Source organism: Stenotrophomonas sp. SXG-1, assembly GCF_014083965.1.
In the GTDB taxonomy this organism is placed as follows: domain Bacteria; phylum Pseudomonadota; class Gammaproteobacteria; order Xanthomonadales; family Xanthomonadaceae; genus Stenotrophomonas; species Stenotrophomonas geniculata.
In genome coordinates this window covers 1,763,702-1,782,902 of record NZ_CP046588.1, presented here as the reverse complement: position 1 = coordinate 1,782,902, position 19,201 = coordinate 1,763,702, and the positions used below count along the sequence as shown (strand labels likewise).

At 66.7% G+C, this 19,201-nt stretch carries 22 protein-coding genes; 5 read left to right on the top strand and 17 right to left on the bottom strand.

The window, feature by feature from the left end:
* Positions 1-102 precede the first annotated feature (102 nt).
* From ggt to rsmD, 5 genes are all read right to left on the bottom strand, one after another.
* The gene (ggt, locus tag GOC52_RS08265; protein WP_191851125.1) at positions 103-1,833 is read right to left on the bottom strand and encodes a gamma-glutamyltransferase; all 1,731 of its coding nucleotides are present in this window, start codon (positions 1,831-1,833) and stop codon (positions 103-105) included.
* Complete coding sequence (locus tag GOC52_RS08260) at positions 1,830-2,111, bottom strand: YfhL family 4Fe-4S dicluster ferredoxin (protein ID WP_010484376.1); 282 nt, start codon at positions 2,109-2,111, stop codon at positions 1,830-1,832. The genes ggt and GOC52_RS08260 overlap by 4 nt, the downstream gene beginning before the upstream one ends.
* A 132-nt stretch (positions 2,112-2,243) precedes the next feature.
* On the bottom strand, positions 2,244-2,735 hold the full coding sequence (locus tag GOC52_RS08255; RefSeq protein ID WP_010484374.1) for a hypothetical protein: 492 nt from the start codon (positions 2,733-2,735) through the stop codon (positions 2,244-2,246).
* 60 nt (positions 2,736-2,795) lie between these two features.
* Positions 2,796-3,305 (bottom strand): pantetheine-phosphate adenylyltransferase, encoded by a 510-nt coding sequence (coaD, locus tag GOC52_RS08250; protein ID WP_010484372.1) that lies wholly within the window; start codon positions 3,303-3,305, stop codon positions 2,796-2,798.
* 26 nt (positions 3,306-3,331) lie between these two features.
* Entirely contained in the window at positions 3,332-3,910 is a 579-nt protein-coding gene (rsmD, locus tag GOC52_RS08245) for a 16S rRNA (guanine(966)-N(2))-methyltransferase RsmD (protein WP_191851123.1), read from the bottom strand.
* Positions 3,911-4,557: 647 nt separating this feature from the next.
* Here rsmD and htpG point away from each other — a divergent pair.
* Positions 4,558-6,450, top strand: coding sequence for a molecular chaperone HtpG (gene htpG, locus GOC52_RS08240; protein WP_053442830.1), 1,893 nt, complete (start codon positions 4,558-4,560; stop codon positions 6,448-6,450).
* 168 nt (positions 6,451-6,618) lie between these two features.
* On the opposite strand, the gene GOC52_RS08235 is transcribed toward htpG, so the two are convergent.
* The gene (locus tag GOC52_RS08235; RefSeq protein ID WP_053442829.1) at positions 6,619-6,918 is read right to left on the bottom strand and encodes a hypothetical protein; all 300 of its coding nucleotides are present in this window, start codon (positions 6,916-6,918) and stop codon (positions 6,619-6,621) included.
* Positions 6,919-7,047: 129 nt separating this feature from the next.
* Between GOC52_RS08235 and ftsY the strand changes: the two genes are divergently transcribed.
* The 3 genes from ftsY (at position 7,048) to GOC52_RS08220 (ending at position 9,847) form a co-directional block, all read left to right on the top strand.
* The gene (ftsY, locus tag GOC52_RS08230) at positions 7,048-8,364 is read left to right on the top strand and encodes a signal recognition particle-docking protein FtsY (protein WP_191851121.1); all 1,317 of its coding nucleotides are present in this window, start codon (positions 7,048-7,050) and stop codon (positions 8,362-8,364) included.
* Between the two features lie 83 nt (positions 8,365-8,447).
* Entirely contained in the window at positions 8,448-9,572 is a 1,125-nt protein-coding gene (mutY, locus tag GOC52_RS08225) for an A/G-specific adenine glycosylase (protein WP_191851119.1), read from the top strand.
* A gap of 5 nt (positions 9,573-9,577) precedes the next feature.
* Positions 9,578-9,847 carry an oxidative damage protection protein gene (locus GOC52_RS08220; RefSeq protein WP_019661206.1) on the top strand — a complete coding sequence of 90 codons (270 nt, stop codon included), beginning with the start codon at positions 9,578-9,580 and terminating at the stop codon, positions 9,845-9,847.
* A gap of 67 nt (positions 9,848-9,914) precedes the next feature.
* Here GOC52_RS08220 and GOC52_RS08215 read toward each other — a convergent pair whose 3' ends face one another.
* The 10 genes from GOC52_RS08215 to GOC52_RS08170 form a co-directional block, all read right to left on the bottom strand.
* Entirely contained in the window at positions 9,915-10,364 is a 450-nt protein-coding gene (locus GOC52_RS08215) for a DUF6491 family protein (protein ID WP_019338334.1), read from the bottom strand.
* A 221-nt stretch (positions 10,365-10,585) separates the two neighbouring features.
* The gene (gene lolD / locus GOC52_RS08210; protein ID WP_005409083.1) at positions 10,586-11,299 is read right to left on the bottom strand and encodes a lipoprotein-releasing ABC transporter ATP-binding protein LolD; all 714 of its coding nucleotides are present in this window, start codon (positions 11,297-11,299) and stop codon (positions 10,586-10,588) included.
* A complete protein-coding gene (locus GOC52_RS08205) occupies positions 11,292-12,533 on the bottom strand; it encodes a lipoprotein-releasing ABC transporter permease subunit (protein WP_043402570.1) in 1,242 nt (413 codons plus the stop codon). Before GOC52_RS08205 ends, lolD begins: the two co-directional genes overlap by 8 nt.
* 23 nt (positions 12,534-12,556) lie before the next feature.
* Positions 12,557-13,006: a hypothetical protein gene (locus GOC52_RS08200; protein WP_043402567.1), complete on the bottom strand. Its 450-nt coding sequence runs from the start codon at positions 13,004-13,006 to the stop codon at positions 12,557-12,559.
* On the bottom strand, positions 12,957-13,205 hold the full coding sequence (locus GOC52_RS08195) for an FAD assembly factor SdhE (protein WP_005409080.1): 249 nt from the start codon (positions 13,203-13,205) through the stop codon (positions 12,957-12,959). The genes GOC52_RS08200 and GOC52_RS08195 overlap by 50 nt, the downstream gene beginning before the upstream one ends.
* Before the next feature lie 73 nt (positions 13,206-13,278).
* The gene (locus GOC52_RS08190; RefSeq protein WP_005409079.1) at positions 13,279-14,064 is read right to left on the bottom strand and encodes a succinate dehydrogenase iron-sulfur subunit; all 786 of its coding nucleotides are present in this window, start codon (positions 14,062-14,064) and stop codon (positions 13,279-13,281) included.
* 66 nt (positions 14,065-14,130) lie between these two features.
* Entirely contained in the window at positions 14,131-15,921 is a 1,791-nt protein-coding gene (gene sdhA / locus GOC52_RS08185; protein WP_010484342.1) for a succinate dehydrogenase flavoprotein subunit, read from the bottom strand.
* 31 nt (positions 15,922-15,952) lie between these two features.
* The gene (gene sdhD, locus GOC52_RS08180; RefSeq protein WP_005409077.1) at positions 15,953-16,339 is read right to left on the bottom strand and encodes a succinate dehydrogenase, hydrophobic membrane anchor protein; all 387 of its coding nucleotides are present in this window, start codon (positions 16,337-16,339) and stop codon (positions 15,953-15,955) included.
* Entirely contained in the window at positions 16,336-16,728 is a 393-nt protein-coding gene (gene sdhC / locus GOC52_RS08175) for a succinate dehydrogenase, cytochrome b556 subunit (RefSeq protein WP_191851117.1), read from the bottom strand. Before sdhC ends, sdhD begins: the two co-directional genes overlap by 4 nt.
* Before the next feature lie 56 nt (positions 16,729-16,784).
* Positions 16,785-16,955: a DUF1674 domain-containing protein gene (locus GOC52_RS08170; protein ID WP_005409075.1), complete on the bottom strand. Its 171-nt coding sequence runs from the start codon at positions 16,953-16,955 to the stop codon at positions 16,785-16,787.
* Between the two features lie 39 nt (positions 16,956-16,994).
* Here GOC52_RS08170 and ygfZ point away from each other — a divergent pair, with 39 nt between their 5' ends.
* A complete protein-coding gene (ygfZ, locus tag GOC52_RS08165) occupies positions 16,995-17,870 on the top strand; it encodes a CAF17-like 4Fe-4S cluster assembly/insertion protein YgfZ (RefSeq protein WP_019338329.1) in 876 nt (291 codons plus the stop codon).
* 101 nt (positions 17,871-17,971) lie between these two features.
* On the opposite strand, the gene GOC52_RS08160 is transcribed toward ygfZ, so the two are convergent.
* Positions 17,972-19,054, bottom strand: a complete 1,083-nt coding sequence (locus tag GOC52_RS08160) for an ABC transporter ATP-binding protein (protein ID WP_010484335.1) — start codon at positions 19,052-19,054, stop codon at positions 17,972-17,974.
* Positions 19,055-19,201: the final 147 nt, after the last annotated feature.

The window sequence follows — 19,201 nt, the reverse complement described above, 5'->3', positions numbered from 1 at the left end:
GGCTCGTTAAATAATCGCTAGAAGGGAAACAGAAAACCCCGCCGGCAAAGGCGGGGTTTCGATAATCAGCCGGATTGCCGGCCAGCAGCCGGCACGACCGGATCAGCGCGCCGGGACGACCTGGGCACTGCCCACCGGATTGCGCGGGTCGCTGCCGCCGAACAGCTTGTTCGACTTGCGGTCCCATTCCACGGTCTGCAGGTTGCCCCACACATGGCTGGACCCGCGGCCGCCTGCGGCCACATTGCCCGGCAGGTCGATCTTGTGACCCATCGCCTGCAGCTGCTTCACCGTCGCCGCGTCGAACGCATCGTCCTCGGCTTCGATCAGGTCCGGCAGCCACTGGTGGTGGTAGCGCGGCAGCGCGGCAACCTGCTGCGCATCCAGGCCGTCGTCGTAGCCGAGGATGCCCAGCAGCACCATGGTGATGATGCGGCTGCCACCCGGGGTGCCCAGCACCACCACCTTGTCGGCGTTCTCCATGAAGGTCGGGGTCATCGAGCTGAGCATGCGCTTGCCCGGCTTCGGCGCATTGGCCTCGTAGCCCATCACGCCGAACGCATTGGGCGTGCCCGGCTTCAGCGCGAAGTCGTCCATCTCGTTGTTCAGCAGCACGCCGGTGCCCTTGGGAATCAACCCCGAGCCGTACAGCAGGTTGACGGTCTGGGTGGCGCCGACGCGGTTGCCGTCGCGGTCGATGATCGAGAAATGCGTGGTCTCGTCGTCTTCCAGCGGGGTCGGATTGCCCGACAGCAGGTCGCTGGGCGTGGCCTTCTCCGGATGGATGGTAGCGCGCAGGCCCTGTGCGTAGTCCTTGCTGGTCAGCACCTTCTGCGGGATCTGCACGAAGTCCGGATCGCCGAGGAAGAAGGTGCGGTCGCGGTACGCGCGGCGCATCGACTCCACCACCAGGTGGGTACGGTGCGCCGGGTCCATCTTCCTGATGTCCCAGCCTTCCAGGATCTGCAGCATGCTGGCCAGTGCGATGCCACCGGACGACGGCGGCGGCGCGGTGGTGATCTTCCAGCCGTTGTAGTTGAACACGATCGGCTCGCGCTGCTTCACGCGGTAGCCGGCCAGCTCTTCGGCGCTCCACTTGCCGCCAGCCTGCTTCACGCCGGCCAGCAACAGCTTTCCGGTCTGGCCCTTGTAGAACCCATCGAAGCCACCCGCGGCCAGGCGCTCCAGCGTCTGTGCCAGCTCCGGCTGCTTGAACAGGTCACCGGTGGCGATCGGCTTGCCGTTGCGCAGGTAGACCTCGCGCGTGCCGGGATAGCGCTCCATCACTTCTCGGCGCGACGCATAGCCCTTGGCCATGCGGTCGTACACCGGGAAGCCTTCGCGCGCGATGCGGATCGCCGGCTGCAGCGATGCAGACAGCGGCAGCTTGCCGTGCTTGGCCGACAGCTCGACGAGCGCTGCAGGCAGGCCCGGGATACCGGCCGACCAGGCGCCGTTGACCGAACGATCACGGTCCAGGTTGCCCTGCTTGTCGAGGAAGGCCTGCGGAGTTGCCGCGGCCGGTGCGGTCTCGCGTGCATCCAGCATCACATCCTTGCCGGTGGCCGCGTCGTGCAGCAGGAAGAAGCCGCCGCCGCCCAGCCCGGAACTGATCGGCTCGACCACCGCCAGCGTGGATGACACCGCGACCGCGGCATCGAAGGCGTTGCCGCCCTGCGCCAGGATATCGATACCTGCCTGGGTGGCCAGCGCGTGGCCGCTGGCAATGGCTGCGCCATCGGGGCGCTCGGCACGGGCCGGGCTGTCGGCCCAGGCCATCGGGCTCAGCAGCAGGCCGAGCAGCAACAGGGGGCGGACGATCAGCGTCTTCATTCGGATGGGGGCTCCGCGTAGAGTTCGGGGTGATCGTGCTGCAGCTGGCGCAGCTTGGCCAGCAGCTGGTCTTCCGTTTCCACGATCTCCGGATCCGGGTCGATGCACTCGACCGGGCAGACGACCACGCACTGTGGCTCGTCGAAATGACCGACGCATTCGGTACAGCGCGCAGGGTCGATCACGTAGATGGTTTCACCCATCGAAATGGCCTGGTTCGGGCAGGCCGGCTCGCAGACGTCGCAGTTGACGCAGAGCTCGTTGATTTTCAGCGACATGGCGATACTCCTCGCCCGCGCCTTGGGACAAAGGACCGGCCAGCGCGGGCGCGCGGGCCGGTCAGGTCATCAGCGGCACCCTTGCGGGGTGCCGCCCGGGCCATGCCGGAGCATGGCCGCCATGGCTCGGTATTACTTGGCTTCGACGAAAATGTACTCGGCGCCGGTCGGCTGGACCGCCGCCTGCACGCGGGCGTTGTCGGCCGACTGGCCGATGAAGACGACGCGCACGCCCTTCATCGAATCCGGCGCCACGTCCTTGAACACAGCCTGGATCATGTCAGCCATCTTGCCCGAGGCCGACGAACCGAAGGCCAGCATGTTGCCCGGCTGCACACCACGGGCCACGGCCTGGGTCGCGCTCTCGGTCTGGCGCTCGTACTTGGCCTGGAAGTCCGGGTCCGATTCCGGCGAGAGGTAGTACAGGAACGGGCTGTTGCTGATGTTGCCCATGTTCTGGATGGCCACTTCCTGCAGGTACTTCTTCCAGCCTGCATCATCGTCCTTGGACGGCGCGACCAGGGCTTGCTTGGCCTCGTCGACCGGAGCGGCCTCTTCCTTCTTGCAGGCGGTGAAGGCCAGGGCCAACGAAGCGATCAGCATCGCGCGCATGGTGGTGTTCATGGGTTTCCTCCCGGAATGGTGCGTGGTGTTGTACGTAATGGGGTGCGGGTACAGCGGGGCTTACGACTGCGCGGCCTTCGCTTCGCGGACCTTGCGCAGGGCTTCGAGCACCGCGGCCGGCACGAAACCGGACACGTCGCCGCCCAGGCGCGCAATCTCGCGGACCAGCGAGGACGAAATGAAGCTGTGCTGCTCGGCAGGGGTCAGGAACAAGGTCTCGACCTCCGGAATCAGGTGGCGGTTCATGCTGGCCATTTGGAACTCGTACTCGAAGTCGGACACCGCGCGCAGGCCGCGCAGCAGCACCCCGCCCTGGACCGAACGTACGAAATGGGCCAGCAGGGTATCGAAGCCGATGACCTCGACGTTGCTGTGGTGGCCGAGTGCGCCACGTGCCAGCTGCACGCGCTGCTCCAGCGGCAGCGCCGGGCCCTTGGACGGGCTCTGCGCCACGCCGACCACGACCTTTTCGAACAGCGGCGCGGCCCGGCTCACCAGGTCGATATGACCGTTGGTGATGGGGTCGAACGTGCCGGGATAAACGGCGATGCGGCGGTTGGCCACGGTCATGGGCGGTTGCAGATGTTCAGATGAGGTCAAAGTGTAGCAGTGGCGCGGCGGTACAGGGCAAAGCGCACCTCGCGGGTGCCGCCCTCGCGGTGCAGCAGCCAGTCCGACGGCAGCACCGGCACGTGGCCGGCCGGCGATTCCAGGTACAGCCAGGCATCGGCAGCCAGATGCCGCGGCAGCTGGGCCAGCACGTCCTGCCACAGGCCATCGGCGAACGGTGGGTCGATGAACACCAGATCGGCCTGCTGTGCCGGTGCGCCCTGCAGCCAGCGCAGGGCATCGGCCTGCACGACGGTGACCTGGTCGTAGGCCTGCAGCTTGGCCACGGCCGCGGTCAGATTGCGTCCCAGCTGCGCGTCGCGCTCGACCAGAGTGGCGTGGGCGGCGCCGCGCGAGACCGCCTCCAGGCCCAACGCGCCACTGCCGGCAAACAGGTCCAGCACCCGCGCGCCGCCCAGTCTGGGCATCAACCAGTTGAAAAGAGTCTCGCGCACGCGGTCGCTGCTGGGCCGAAGCCCCGGAAGGGTCGGCACCGGCAGGCGGGTGTTGCGCCAGCGCCCGCCGATGATGCGGACCTGGCCGTCATTGCCCCCACGGCCGCTCATCGGCGCCCCCGGCGGGGTTCATTCGAGAATTTCAGCATGAGCAGGATTGTAGTTCGGCCGGGCGGCGCCCGGCACCCGCAGAAGCCACGGCAGCGGCCGAAGCAACGGCAAAAGCCGGCTATCCGTGGGTTGGCGGGGTGGGTCCGGTTGAGGGGGACGCTGCAAGTACGTCCATGTAAGCTCGGTCGCCGCATCCATGCAGCTCACGCCCCCTCAACCGGACCCACCCCGCCTTCGACAGTTTCCTGCGATCTGTCGGAACGGCTCTTGGGGTCAGATCCGTTTTCCTGCGGAAAACGGATCTGACCCCAGTTTTATTTCGATATCTGACAGAGGTGTCGACCAAGGTCGACACCTACCAACAGCCGCGTGAACCTGTCAGAGGTGGGGCGGTGTGGGTTGGCAGGACCGTTGGCGCCATGGATGGCGCCATCGAGCCCCCAGGGACGGGTTCACGGCGTGTCCTGCCAACCCACACCACCCCGCCATCCCACGGATAGCCCGCTGTTGCTGTTGCTGTTGCTTCGGCCTCTGCAGGTGCAGGGCTGCAAGCCCTGCCCGACCAACCCCTTGATTTCGGGACAATCAGCCATACCCCTTGGCGAGGCCGCACGCGCTGGCGCGGCATTGCACATGGAGCCCTATCGATGACCGACACCATCCAGACCGAAACCCTTGGCTTCCAGACCGAAGTCAAGCAGCTGCTGCAGCTGATGATCCACTCGCTGTACTCCAACAAGGAGATCTTCCTGCGCGAGCTGGTCTCCAACGCCGCCGACGCCGCCGACAAGCTGCGCTTCGAGGCCCTGACCCAGCCGGCCCTGCTGGAAGGCGACAGCGAACTGCGCGTGCGCGTCAGCTTCGATCCGACCGCCCACACCATCACCATCGAAGACAACGGCATCGGCATGAGCCGCGCCGAAGCCATCGCCCACCTGGGCACCATCGCCAAGTCGGGCACCGGCGACTTCCTGCGCCAGCTGTCCGGCGACCAGAAGAAGGATTCGCAGCTGATCGGCCAGTTCGGCGTCGGCTTCTACAGCGCCTTCATCGTCGCCGACGAAGTCGAAGTGACCTCGCGCCGCGCCGGCCTGGCCGCAGCCGAAGGCGTGCGCTGGACCTCGCGTGGCGAAGGCGATTTCGAGGTCGCCACCATCGACAAGGCCGAGCGCGGCACCCGCATCGTGCTGCACCTGAAGGACGGCGAGCACGACTTCGCCGATGGCTGGCGCCTGCGCAGCATCCTCAAGAAGTACTCGGACCACATCGGCCTGCCGATCCAGATGCCGAAGGAAGGTGGCGAAGAAGGCGCTGCGGTCGAATGGGAGACCGTCAACCGCGCCAGCGCGCTGTGGACCCGCCCGCGCACCGAAATCAGCGACGCCGAATACACCGAGTTCTACAAGCATGTGGCGCACGACCATAGCGACCCGCTGGCGTGGAGCCACAACAAGGTCGAAGGCAAGCTGGAGTACACCTCGCTGCTGTACGTGCCCGGCCGCGCGCCGTTCGACCTGTACCACCGCGACGCGCCCAAGGGCCTGAAGCTGTACGTGCAGCGCGTGTTCGTGATGGACCAGGCCGAGCAGTTCCTGCCGCTGTACCTGCGCTTCATCAAGGGCGTGGTCGATTCCAACGACCTGTCGCTGAACGTCTCGCGCGAGATCCTGCAGTCCGGCCCGGTCATCGATTCGATGAAGGCGGCGCTGACCAAGCGCTCGCTGGACATGCTGGAGAAGCTGGCCGCCGACAAGCCGGAGCAGTACGCCACGTTCTGGAAGGAATTCGGCCAGGTGCTGAAGGAAGGCCCGGCCGAGGACTACAACAACCGCGAGAAGGTGGCCGGCCTGCTGCGCTTCGCCTCCACCCGCGGCGAGGCCGATGCGCAGACCGTGTCGCTGGCCGATTACATCGGCCGCATGACCGAAGGCCAGGACAAGATCTATTACCTGACCGGCGAGAGCTACAGCCAGGTGCGCAACAGCCCACACCTTGAAGTGTTCCGCAAGAAGGGCGTGGAAGTACTGCTGCTGACCGACCGCATCGACGAGTGGCTGATGGGCTACCTGACCGATTTCGACGGCAAGGGCTTCGTCGACATCGCCCGTGGCGACCTCGACCTGGGCGCGCTGGAAACCGAAGCGGACAAGCAGGAGCAGGAAGCGGCAGCGAAGGACAAGCAGGGCCTCGTCGAGCGCCTGAAGACGGTGCTGGGCGATGACGTGGCCGAAGTGCGCGTGTCGCACCGCCTGACCGATTCGCCGGCGGTGCTGGCCATCGGCGAACAGGACCTGGGCCTGCAGATGCGGCAGATCCTGGAGGCCAGCGGGCAGAAGGTGCCCGACAGCAAGCCGGTGCTGGAGATCAACCCGGGCCACCCGCTGATCGCCAAGCTGGATGCCGAAGGCGATGGCGCACGTTTCGACGATCTGGGCCGGGTGCTGTTCGACCAGGCCGCGCTGGCCGCCGGTGACAGCCTGAAGGACCCGGGCGCCTACGTGGCGCGCCTGAACAAACTGCTGCTGGAGCTGTCGGCCTGATCGAGGCGGTGGTCGCCGGGCATGGCCCGGCGGTGCCTTGGTAGAGGCCCACCTTGGTTGGCGCCCCAATAGCGTGCCAACCAAGGTTGGCACCTACCAGGGCGGGTCAAGCATGCCAACCAGGGTTGGCACCCACCAGGGGCGGCGGTTCGCGCTTGCCGAGGGGGTTCAGGCTTCGCGATCCAGCAGCGAGCCCAGCATCTGGTCCTGGCGGCGGATCACCGTGGCATTGGCGGCGAAGGCCACCACCTCGGCTTTCGCCGCCAGCAGATCACCCAGCGGTGCGCGGGTATCGGCGCCAATGGACGTCACCGAAGCCTGCACCCCGCCCTGCTCCACCGCACTACGCTGCAGCTGCAGGCGTTGGGCATCGGGAGTCGCCAGGTTGGCCACGTTGTGCGCGGCCACCTGCACGCCCTGCTGGGCCGCACGCATCCCGCCGAGGGCGATTCCCATCACGTTGTTCATGGCGGTCTCCGGGCCGCACTGCGCAGCCCTCCGGACCGGTTAACGGCCGGCAGGCCGCGACCTTGAGTCCACATCGGCCCGACAGGCCCGAGTGGTAGCATATCCCTCTGATTTCAGCGCCTTTTGCCAATGCTCAGTTTTTTCCGCCGCAAGAAGCCCCAGGATGCCCCCGCAGCGGAGGCACCCAAGACCCAGCACTACTCGGCTGAAGAGCTGGCGGCGGCGTTCCCGTCGGCCGCACCGGTCGAGGACAAAGAGCCTGCACCGGTAGCCTTACCGGCCGCGCCTGCGCCGGTCGAGCCGCCGCCGGTAGCCGTCGTTCCGGTCGCTGTCGAGCCTACCCCTGTGGTTCCGGCGCCGGTCGTTCCCGCTCCGAGCGCTCCGCAACCGGCTGCCCGGATCGACGTCGCCCCGGTGGCGGCCCCGGCCATCGAACCGGCACCCGCACCACTGCCTGAGCCCACCCCGGCACCGGTCACCGACGACCTGCCTGCCGCCGCCTCGGTTGACGCCGTTCCGGCGCCTGCCGGCAAGCCCGGCTGGCGCGAACGCCTGCGCAACAGCGTCATCGCGCGCAGCTTCGGTGGCCTGTTCTCGCGCAACCCCAAGCTCGACGACGACCTGCTGGACGAGCTGGAAACCGCACTGATCACCGCCGACGTCGGCGTGGGTGCCACCACTGATCTGGTCGAGGGCCTGCGCAAGCGCATGAAGTCGCGCGAGTTCGCCGACGCCAATGCACTGCTGGCCGCGCTGCGCGCCGAGCTGATCGCAATCCTGCAGCCGGTGGCCAAGCCGCTGGTGATCGACCGCAACGCCAAGCCCTTCGTGGTGCTAACCGTCGGCGTGAACGGCGTTGGCAAGACCACCACCATCGGCAAGCTGGCCAAGCGCTTCAAGGACGAGGGCCACAGCCTGATGCTGGCCGCCGGTGACACCTTCCGTGCCGCCGCCGTGGCCCAGCTGCAGGCCTGGGGCGAGCGCAACGGCGTGGCGGTGGTCGCGCAGGGGCAGAACGCCGATGCCGCTTCGGTGGCGTTCGACGCGCTGCAGGCCGGCAAGGCCCGTGGTACCTCGGTGCTGATCGCCGACACCGCCGGCCGCCTGCACACCCAGTCCGGCCTGATGAACGAGCTGGGCAAGATCCGCCGCGTGCTGGGCAAGATTGATCCCACCGCACCACACGAAGTGCTGATGGTGATCGACGGCACCACCGGCCAGAACGCGCTGTCGCAGCTGCGCCAGTTCAATGCCGCGGTGAACGTGACCGGCCTGGTGGTGACCAAGCTGGACGGCACCGCCAAGGGCGGTGTGGTGTTCGCGCTGGCCCGCGAGTTCGGCATTCCGATCCGTTTCGCCGGCATCGGCGAGCGCCCGGAAGACCTGCGCGTGTTCGACCCGGAAGCCTTCGTCGACGCCCTGCTGCCCGAAGCGCTGGGCGCCTGATACACCCGTGCAACCAGCCATGGGGCGGCTCTACTGCAGCCTGGTAGAGCCACCCCACGGGTGGCTGCCTCTCTGGAACACCGATGCCTCGCCAGCCGCACGCCAGCGCCAGCACTGCCCAGGAAGACGGTTTCGTCGCCCGCCTGCTGCACTGGTTCGACGACCACGGTCGCCACGACCTGCCCTGGCAGCACCCGCGCAGCCCCTATCGGGTCTGGCTGTCGGAAATCATGCTGCAGCAGACCCAGGTTGCCACGGTCATCCCGTACTTCCAGCGGTTCCTGCAGCACTTCCCGACCCTGCCCGACCTCGCCGCCGCCAGCAATGACGCGGTGATGGCGCAGTGGGCGGGGCTTGGCTACTACGCCCGTGCGCGTAACCTGCATGCCGCTGCAAAGCGCTGCGTGGAACTGCACGGCGGCGACCTGCCGCGCGATTTCGATGCATTGCATGCCCTGCCCGGCATTGGCCGCAGCACCGCTGGCGCGATCCTCAGCCAGGCCTGGAACGACCCGTTCGCGATCCTGGATGGCAACGTCAAGCGCGTGCTGAGCCGTTACCACGGCATCGACGGGTTTCCCGCCCTGCCGGCCATCGAGAAGCAGTTGTGGGCCATCGCCGAGGCGCACGTTGCGCAGGTCCCGGCCGGGCGCATGGCCGATTACACCCAGGCGCAGATGGATCTGGGCGCCACCGTCTGCAGTCGGGCCAAGCCGACATGCGTGATCTGCCCGCTGCAGGACAACTGCGTGGCACGCCGCGAAGGCCGCACCGCTGAGTTACCGACGCCCAAGCCCAGCAAGACCCTGCCCGAACGCGAAGCGGTCGCCCTGCTGTTGCGCGACGCCCAGCAGCGCGTGCTGCTGCAGAAGCGGCCGGATACTGGCATCTGGGCGCAGCTGTGGACGCTGCCGCAGGCCGAGACGGGCAGCGACCTGCAGGACTGGTTCGACACACATGTGGACGGCTCGCTGGAAGATGCCGACGAACTGCCGGTGCTGCAGCACACCTTCAGCCACTACAAGCTGCATCTGCAGGTACTGTCGCGGCAGGTACACGGCCTGCGCGTGGAAGAACCCACGCTGCGCTGGGTGGCTGCCGACGAACTGCCCGCGCTGGGCCTTCCGGCGCCGATCCGCAAGCTGCTCGACGGCGCCACGATCAAGACGCCGAAACGAACCTCCAAGAAAACCCGCAACCACGAGTGAGTGCCATGCCCCGAACCGTCTTCTGCCAGTACGAACAACGCGATGCCGAGGGCCTGGACTTCGTGCCCTACCCCGGTGAGCTGGGCCAGCGCATCTTCAACAACATCGGCAAGCAGGCCTGGGCCGCGTGGCTGGCGCACCAGACCATGCTGATCAACGAGAACCGGCTGTCACCGCGCACGCCGGAGCATCGCGCGTTCCTTGAAGGCGAACTGGTCAAGTTCCTGTTCGAGAAGGACGCGGAGAAGCCCGCAGGCTTCGTTCCGGAAGCCTGACCTGCCGGTAGCGCCGGGCCATGCCCGGCGTCCAGGCATCCGCCGGGCATGGCCCGGCGCTACCCGTTTATTTCCCGGATTCCTCGCGCTCCTGCACCTGCGCCTGGCGCAGCTCCTGTTCGGAAGCACGCAGCGCCTTCACGTCCAGCTTGCGGATGCTGTTGATGAAGCACGGCATGCGCGGGCCGCCGGTGGGGTCGCGCACCAGCACCTTGTCAAAGCGCGCCGAGACACGGTTCATCTGGCTGGTCAGGCCGATGGCGGTGGCATACGGCAGGTCCTGGCAGGGGCCTCTCAGCTCCAGCAGGTAGGCCTCGCTGGGTCGCGTCCACACCGCCAGCGCGCTGTCACCCAGCTCGGTCCAGCCATTGAGGGTGCCGAAGAACTGCATGTCGTTCTGCGGCGCACCGGCGTGGGCACGGTAAAGGTCAAGCTTCTCGGCGCTGCTGAGCCGGCCGGTGGTGGCACAGGCGGCCAGGGCCAGGCAGAGGCCGGCCAGCAGAAGCGGGGTCTTCATGGCGATCTCCTCGGGGAACTGTCGCCATCATGCGCCTGGCCTGGCAACGCCGGCGCGACGGCCGACGGCCCCATTCAGGCGCCGGTCGGCGGTCGACCAGGGTCGACCTCTGCCAAAGCGGGTCCAGAACGTCGGATTCCGGTAGTCGCCAACCTTGGTTGGCGCTTGCCCTGCAGGAGCAGCCGACCAAGGTCGGCTTCTACCAGAGTCCGTCCGACCGCTCAGACGTCGGCGTGGGCCAGTGCATGCAGGCGCCCTTCGCGCAGTTCCAGCACCCGGTCCAGGCGACGCGCCAGGCTGCGGTCATGGGTTACCAGCACCAGGCTGGTGTGACGTGCACGATTCAGCTCCAGCATCAGCTCGAACACCGTTGCAGCCGTGCGGTCATCCAGGTTGCCGGTCGGCTCGTCACCGAGCACGCAGGCCGGATGATTGACCAGTGCCCGCGCCACCGCAGCACGCTGGCGCTCACCACCGGACAGCTCGCCCGGCTTGTGGTCCAGGCGATGGCCGAGGCCGACCGCTTCCAGCAGCGTGGTGGCCCGGCTGCTCGCTTCTGCGACCGCAGTGCCAGCCAGCAGTACCGGCATCATCACGTTTTCCAGCGCGGTGAACTCCGGCAGCAGGTGATGGAACTGGTAGACGAAGCCCAGCGCCTGGTTGCGCAGCAGGCCGCGCGCGGTGTCCGACAGCGCCGACATGCGCTGGCCGGTCACATAGACCTCGCCGGCGGTGGGAATGTCCAGGCCACCCAGCAGGTGCAGCAGCGTGCTCTTGCCGGCGCCGGAGGCACCGATGATCGCCACCGTCTCGCCGGCGGTCACGGTCAGGTCCAGGCCATCGAACACCGGGGTCTGCATGCGCCCTTCGGCGTAGGTCTTGCCCAGTGCTTCGGCGCGGATCACTTCATCGCCGCGGTTGAAGACCTTATTCATAACGCAGGGCCTCCGCCGGCTGGGTGCGTGCTGCCCGCCAAGCGGGGTACAGGGTGGCCAGGAAGCTCATCAGCAGCGCGACCACGGTGATCGCCACCACGTCGCCGGTCTGCATGTCGGTCGGCAGGCCGGTGATGTAGTACACATCCTCCGGCAGCAGCTTGACGTTGAAGACGCTCTCGATGGCGCCGAGGATGCGCTCCAGGTTGAGGGTCAGGGTAATGCCGCCGATCAGGCCGGCCAGCGTGCCGAAGATACCGATCAGCGAACCCTGCACCATGAACACCTGCATCACCCCGCCAGGAGTCAGGCCAAGGGTGCGCAGGATGGCGATGTCGGCCTGCTTGTCGGTCACCAGCATGACCTGCGAGGACACCAGGTTGAAGGCACCCATGGCGATGATCAGCGACAGCAGGATGCCCATCACCACCTTCTCCATGCGCAGCGAGTGGTAGAGGTTGGCGTTCTGCTGGGTCCAGTCACTCACGCGGTAAGCACCGCCGAGGCTCTGCGCCAGGTCCACGCCCACTTCCAGCGAGCGGTCCATGTCGTGCAGTTTCAGCCGCACGCCGGTGGCACCATCGCTGCGCAGCACGCGCTCCAGGTCCTGCATGTTGGCAAAGCCGACGCCACGATCGACCTCGTTGTAGCCGGCCTCGAAGATGCCGCTGACGGTGAAGCGTTTCATCCGTGGCACCGCGCCGGCGGGCGTGCCCTGCACTTCGGCAAAGGTCACCAGTACCTGGTCGCCGACGTCCACGTCCAGCCAGATCGCCAGCTCCTTGCCCAGCAGCAGGTTGAAGCTGCCTGGCTTGAGGCTGTCATAGCTGCCCTTGGTGACCTTCTTGTCGATCACCGAGACTTTCGGCTCCAGCGCCGGATCAATGCCCTGGATGATCGCCCCCTGCACGCGCGGGCCGCTGATCATCGACTGGATCTCGATGTAGGGTGCGGCACCGGCCACGCGCGGGTCCTTGCGGGCGACGTCCACCACGCGCATCCAGTCCGGCATCGGCTCGCCGTCGCGGCTGATGGTGGTGTGCGCGGTCATCTGCAGCAGGCGGCTGCGGATTTCCTTCTGGAAACCGCTCATGACGGCCAAGGTGGTGATCAGCACCGTCACGCCGAGCGCGATGCCCAGGATCGATGCCATCGAGATGAAGGAGATGAAGCCGTTGCGGCGCTTGGCGCGCAGGTAGCGCAGGCCGATCGCCACGGGAATGGGTTTGAACATGCAGGCACGCCAGTCAATTCAGCTTATGGTGCCATCGACCGGGGCTGACGGGAAACGCTGCGTGCGGCGACGGCCAGTCGCAGTTCACGTCGCTGCCCGGAATCGAGCACATCCGGCCAGAACAGCAGGCGCCGGCGGCGCCGATCCTCACGCCAGAGCAACAGCAGCCAGGGGCCGCGCACGACCAGTTGTGGTGCATCGACGTCCTGCCCGGCCACCTGCAGCGGCTCGGACGGTACCGGCAGAAGCACCTGCACGCGTGGCCTGCGCTGGCGCCAGGCCAGTTCGGCCAACCCGATGCCCCAGGCCAGCAACACCGCGGGAATCAACAGCCGCGGCGGCAGATCCGATGCGCGCAGCAGCCAGGGTGCGGCCAGCAGCACCGCCAGCTGGGCGGCGGCCTGCAGCCGCGAGGGGCGCCACTCAAGGCTTGAGGGCGAGGATCTTCTGCATGAGGGGGATCGCGTGCGCATGCGGGCAGGCCTCATAACCCATGAACCAGCGCCACAACTTATCGTCCTCGCAGTCGAGCAGGAACAGGAAAACCTCGCGCTCTTCGGTCGGCGCAGTGCTCCATTCGTGGTCGAGGTAACGGCCGAACAGCTGGTCCAGCTCGCGCATGCCGCGGCGGCAGCGCCAGCGCAGCTTCTTCAGCAGAACGTCTTCTTCCATCGTGCTTCTCCAGACACAGCAAAGCCACGCATGGCGTGGCTCTACTGGGGTCATGCAACTACCCTGCGCCGTATCAGGCGCGGCGTTCCATCATCAGCTTCTTGATCTCGGCGATCGCCAACGCCGGGTTCAGGCCCTTCGGGCAGGTCCGGGCGCAGTTCATGATGGTGTGGCAGCGGTACAGCTTGAACGGATCTTCCAGGTCGTCCAGGCGCGCACCGGTGTCCTCATCGCGCGAATCGATGATCCAGCGGTAGGCCTGCAGCAGGATCGCCGGGCCCAGGTAACGCTCGCCGTTCCACCAGTAGCTCGGGCAGCTGGTCGAGCAGCAGGCGCACAGGATGCACTCGTACAGGCCGTCCAGCTTCTTGCGGTCTTCCGGCGACTGCAGGCGCTCGCGGTCCGGCGGTGCCGGGGTCTGGGTGCGGATCCACGGCTTGATCGAGGCGTACTGCGCGTAGAAGTGGGTCAGGTCCGGAACCAGATCCTTGACCACGTTCATGTGCGGCAGCGGGTAGATCGGCACTTCCTTCTTGCCGCAGTCCGAGATGGCTCGGGTGCAGGCCAGGGTATTGGTGCCGTCGATGTTCATCGCGCACGAACCACAGATACCTTCGCGGCAGGAGCGGCGGAAGGTCAGGGTCGGGTCGATCTCGTTCTTGATCTTGATCAGGGCGTCCAGGACCATCGGGCCACAGGCGTCCAGATCGACTTCATAGGTATCGGTGCGCGGGTTGCTGTCGTCGTCCGGACTCCAGCGGTAGATCTTGAAGGTGCGCACGTTCTTGCCGCCGTTCTTGACGGGGAAGTGCTTGCCCTTCGTGATCTTGGAATTCTTGGGGAGTGAAAACTCGGCCATGGCTGCTCTCGTTGGCTCAGGCGGCCCGCGCCCTTGGGCGCGGATTGCATGGTAGGCGGGGTCGGATCAGTACACGCGCGGCTTCGGCGGCACCACGGACACGTCGTCGGTCAACGTGTACATGTGCACCGGACGGTAGTCGAAGCTGCACTTGCCCTTCTCGTCGACGCTGACCAGGGTGTGCTTCTGCCAGTTGACGTCGTCGCGGTCCGGGAAGTCCTCGTGCGCATGCGCGCCGCGGCTTTCCTTGCGCTGTTCGGCCGAGTTGATCGTCGCCACCGCGTTGAGCAGCAGGTTGTTCAGCTCGTAGGTCTCGATCAGGTCCGAGTTCCACACCAGCGAACGGTCGGAGACCTTCACGTCCTGGAACGAATCGAAGATCTTGTCCATCTTCTCGCAGCCTTCCTTCAGCGTCTGGCTGGTGCGGAAGACGGCGGCATCGGCCTGCATGGTGCGCTGCATGCGATCGCGGATGACCGAGGTCGGGGTATCGCCGTTGGCGTGGCGCAGCTTGTCCAGCAGGCCCAGCGCCTTGTCGCAGGCATCAGACGCCAGCGGCTTGTGCGATGCGCCCGGCTTGATGGTCTCGGCGCAGCGGTTGGCGACCGCACGACCGAACACCACCAGGTCCAGCAGCGAGTTCGAACCCAGTCGGTTGGCGCCGTGCACGGAGACGCAGGCCGCTTCACCGATCGCGTACAGGCCCGGCACTACGGCATTGTCGTTGTCGCCGACCTTCTGCACCACTTCGCCGTGGTAGTTGGTCGGGATGCCGCCCATGTTGTAGTGCACGGTCGGGATGACCGGGATCGGCTGCTTGTGCACGTCGACGCCGGCGAAGATGCGGGCGCTTTCGGCGATGCCCGGCAGCTTGTCGTCGATCACGCCCGGGCCGAGGTGGGTCAGGTCGAGCAGGATGTGATCCTTGTGCTCGCCGACGCCGCGGCCTTCGCGGATCTCGATGGTCATCGAACGGCTGACCACGTCGCGCGAGGCCAGATCCTTGTAGTGCGGTGCATAGCGCTCCATGAAGCGCTCGCCACTGCTGTTGCGCAGGATGCCACCTTCACCGCGGACACCCTCGGTGATCAGGCAGCCGGCGCCGTAGATGCCGGTCGGGTGGAACTGCACGAACTCCATGTCCTGCATGGCGATGCCGGCACGCATGGCCAGGCCGCCACCGTCGCCGGTGCAGGTATGCGCCGACGTGGCGCTGAAGTAGGCACGGCCGTAGCCGCCGGTGGCCAGCACCACGCCCTGGGCGCGGAACAGGTGCAGCGTGCCATCGGACATGTCCAGGGCCAGCACGCCGCGGCAGGCGCCTTCCTCGTCGAAGATCAGGTCGAGCGCGAAGTACTCGATCATGAAGCGCGCGTCGTGCTTCAGCGACTGCTGGTACAGGGTGTGCAGCATCGCATGACCGGTACGGTCGGCCGCCGCGCAGGTACGCTGCGCCGCCGGGCCTTCACCGTACTTGGTGGTCATGCCACCGAACGGACGCTGGTAGATCTTGCCTTCGGCGGTGCGCGAGAACGGCACGCCGTAGTGTTCGAGCTCGATGATGGCCGGGATGGCCTCACGGCACATGTATTCGATGGCGTCCTGGTCGCCCAGCCAGTCCGAACCCTTGATGGTATCGAAGAAGTGGTAACGCCAGTCGTCCTCGCCCATGTTGGCGAGTGCGGCCGAGATACCGCCCTGGGCGGCAACGGTGTGCGAACGGGTCGGGAAGACCTTGGTCAGGCACACGGTCTGCAGGCCCTTGGCGGCCAGGCCGAACGTGGCGCGCAGGCCGGCGCCGCCGGCGCCGACCACGACCATGTCGTACTTGTGTTCGGTGATCTTGTAAGCGGACATCTAATCTGGATTCCTGTGTTGGTGCCTGGGCTCAGGCAACGCCGAGGGCGATGCGGCCCACCGCAAACACACTGACGATCATGCCGAGCACGGCGACGAACTTCACCGCGGTCTGCAGCACCAGGGCCAGCAGCGATTCGTGGATGTAGTCTTCCAGCACGACCTGCATGCCGAGCTGCGCGTGCCAGAACATGGCGATCAGCAGGCCGATCAGCGGCACTGCGTTCCACGGCTTGGCCACGGCGGCGGCGGCGGTCGCGTAGTCCGAGCCCAGCAGGCCCAGCACGAAGACCAGGAACCAGATGCCCAGCACCACGAGCGCGGCGGCGGTCAGGCGCTGGTGCACGAAGTGCTCGGTACCGGTCTTGGCCGAGCCAAGGCCGCGCACGTTCTTCAGCGGGGTACGGAACTTGCTCACGCGGCACCTCCGAACATCACATAGGCCCACACCAGCAGGGTGATCACCAGGCTGCCGGTGACCGACAGCCAGCTGCTGCGGATGAAGGCGGGGATGCTGAAGCCGATGGCGAAGTCCTGCACCACGTGGCGGATGCCATTGCACAGGTGATAGGCGAACGACCATGTCCACGCGAACAGGAACACGCGGCCATACCAGGCCCCGGCATGGCCGGTGAAGCAGTTCCAGGACTTGGGCCCCATCATCAGGGCCAGCAGGCCGGCGGCGATGATGAGGGCACCAACAGACAGAAAGACGCCAGTGGCTCGATGCAGGATCGAGGTGGCCATCTGAATCTGCCAGCGATACACCTGAAGGTGCGGGGAAAGTGGGCGTTGTCTGGTCGCCATTCGCTGGGCTCGTTGTCTCGGCTGGGCGGCACACGGCCGCGTTGGCTCAATGCTGATCAGAAATCGATGCAGCGTCCGTTTTTCTCCCAATCGCCATACCGCACCGGATCAAGTCCGCCGCGGCCGCCGAATTCCTCTGCTTTTTCCTGTTCCACGGGCACGGGTGCCGCGGGGACCAGCGGGGCTTCAGATTCGTCGTCGGGAGTGGGGGTTGTTTGGCCTATCATGTTCGGTCTCGCAACGCACAAATTTTAGACCTCGTTCACGTGCCTGACAACCTGCCCCCTGCTTTCGTCGGATATCCGCGCCTGCCCGGCCACCAGTTGCTGAGCCTGCAGGGCACGGATGCGGCCGTTTTCGCCCACGCCCAGTTCAGCGGCGACGTCACTGCCCTGCCCCTGCTGCACTGGCAGTGGAGCGCCTGGCTGAGCGCAAAAGGCCGCACCCTGGCGGTGTTCCAGCTGCTTCGGCTGGCCGACGACCACGTGATGCTGGTGCTGGCCGACGGCGATGCCGATGCGATTGCGTCGCAACTGCAGCGCTTCGTGTTCCGTCGCAAGGTGAAGGTGCAGGTGCGCAGCGATCTGGCGGTGGCCGGCGCCTTCACCGCGCCCGAAGCCGCCAGCAACGCCGCGATTGCGCACGCCGCAGCGGACGGCTGGGAACTTGACCTGGGCAGCGATGCGCTGCCGCGCACCCTGCGCATTGGCGCAGCTGATGCATTTGCCGCCGGCAGCGAAACCGATGAGGCCGCTTTCGCCCTGGCCTGGCGCCAGGCCGACCTGCGCTACGGGTTGCCGCGACTGGAAGAAAGCCAGCGCGAAGTGTGGACCCCCCAGCAGCTGGGCCTGGACCGCCTGAACGGCTACAGCGTGAAGAAGGGCTGCTATCCCGGCCAGGAAATCGTCGCGCGCACCCACTTCCTCGGCAAGGCCAAGCGCGCGGTGCAGCTGCTGCATGCCGCAGCACCGGCGCAGGCCGGCGATGGCGTACAACAGGACGGCGCAGCGCTGGGCACGATTGCCAGCGTGGCCGGTGAACTGGCGCTGGCGGTGCTGCCGCTGGAGGCCAGCGACGCCGAGCTGCAGGTGGGTGGTGCGGTGGCGCAGCGTGTGCCGCTACTGGATGGACTGGCGCGCTGAGGTTCACGCCGGGCACGGCCCGGCGCTACCGCCGCCATGGTGGGTGCGGACCGTTGGTCCGCACCGCAACGAAGCAGCCGAGCGTGGGTTCGGCTACAGAGTCAGAGCCGCTCGCCGGTTTCCGGGTTGAAGAAATGCAACCCCTGCGGGTGGATCGCCACGCGGATCTGCTCGCCCACCGCCGGCAGCGCCTGCGGCGCCACGCGCATGGTCAGCGCATGCTGGCCACTGCTGAGGTTGACGAAGATCTCGTTGCCGACCGGCTCAATGCCTTCGATGCGCGCAGTGAACGCATGCGCATCATCGGCGGCCGCCGGCTGCAGGTGCTCCGGCCGCACACCCACCGCGATCGGCTTCTGCAACCACGCCGGATCGATCGTGGCCTGACCCAGCGGTGCACGCCATTCGCCGTCGACCACGGTCACGCCACCGGCATCGCCCTGCAGCGTGCCACGCAGCACGTTCATCGCCGGGCTGCCGAGGAAACCAGCCACGAACAGGTTGGCCGGGCGGTCGTACAGCGCCATCGGCGTATCGATCTGCTGGATGATGCCGTCCTTCAGCACCACGATGCGCTGGCCCAGGGTCATCGCTTCAACCTGGTCGTGCGTCACGTAGATCATGGTGGTGCCCAGCTTGCGATGCAGCTGCGCGATTTCGGTGCGCACGCTGTGGCGCAGCTTGGCATCCAGATTGGACAGCGGTTCGTCGAGCAGGAACACCGCCGGCTCGCGCACCAGCGCCCGGCCCAGCGCAACACGCTGGCGCTGGCCGCCGGACATCGCCTTGGGCAGCTTGTCCATCATCTCGGTCAGGCCCAGCGTCTGCGCCGCTTCGGCGATGCGCTTGTCGATGGTCGCCTTGTCATGCCCGCGCAGCTTCAGGCCGAAGGCCAGGTTCTCGGCCACGGTCATGTGCGGATACAGCGCGTAGCTCTGGAACACCATCGCGATGTCGCGATCCTTCGGCGCCACGTCGTTGACCACGCGATCACCGATGGTCAGCGTGCCGCCGCTGATTTCTTCAAGGCCAGCCACCATCCGCAGCAGGGTCGACTTGCCACAGCCGGACGGACCGACCAGCACCATCAGCTCGCCATCGGCGACCTCGAAACTGGCGTCCTTCACCGCGACCTGGCCGTTGTCATAGACCTTGCGCACACCCTGCAACTGCACTTTTGCCATATCACCTATCCGGTCCGCCCGAAGCCGGGCTGTCTTTTGGGACTGCCTCGGCCCTCCCGATGGCAGTGATGATTGCGCGCTTGCGGCATGACGGCGAGCACTGCAATCGAATACAGTTGCCCATTCTGCCATGTAAACGTTTTCACG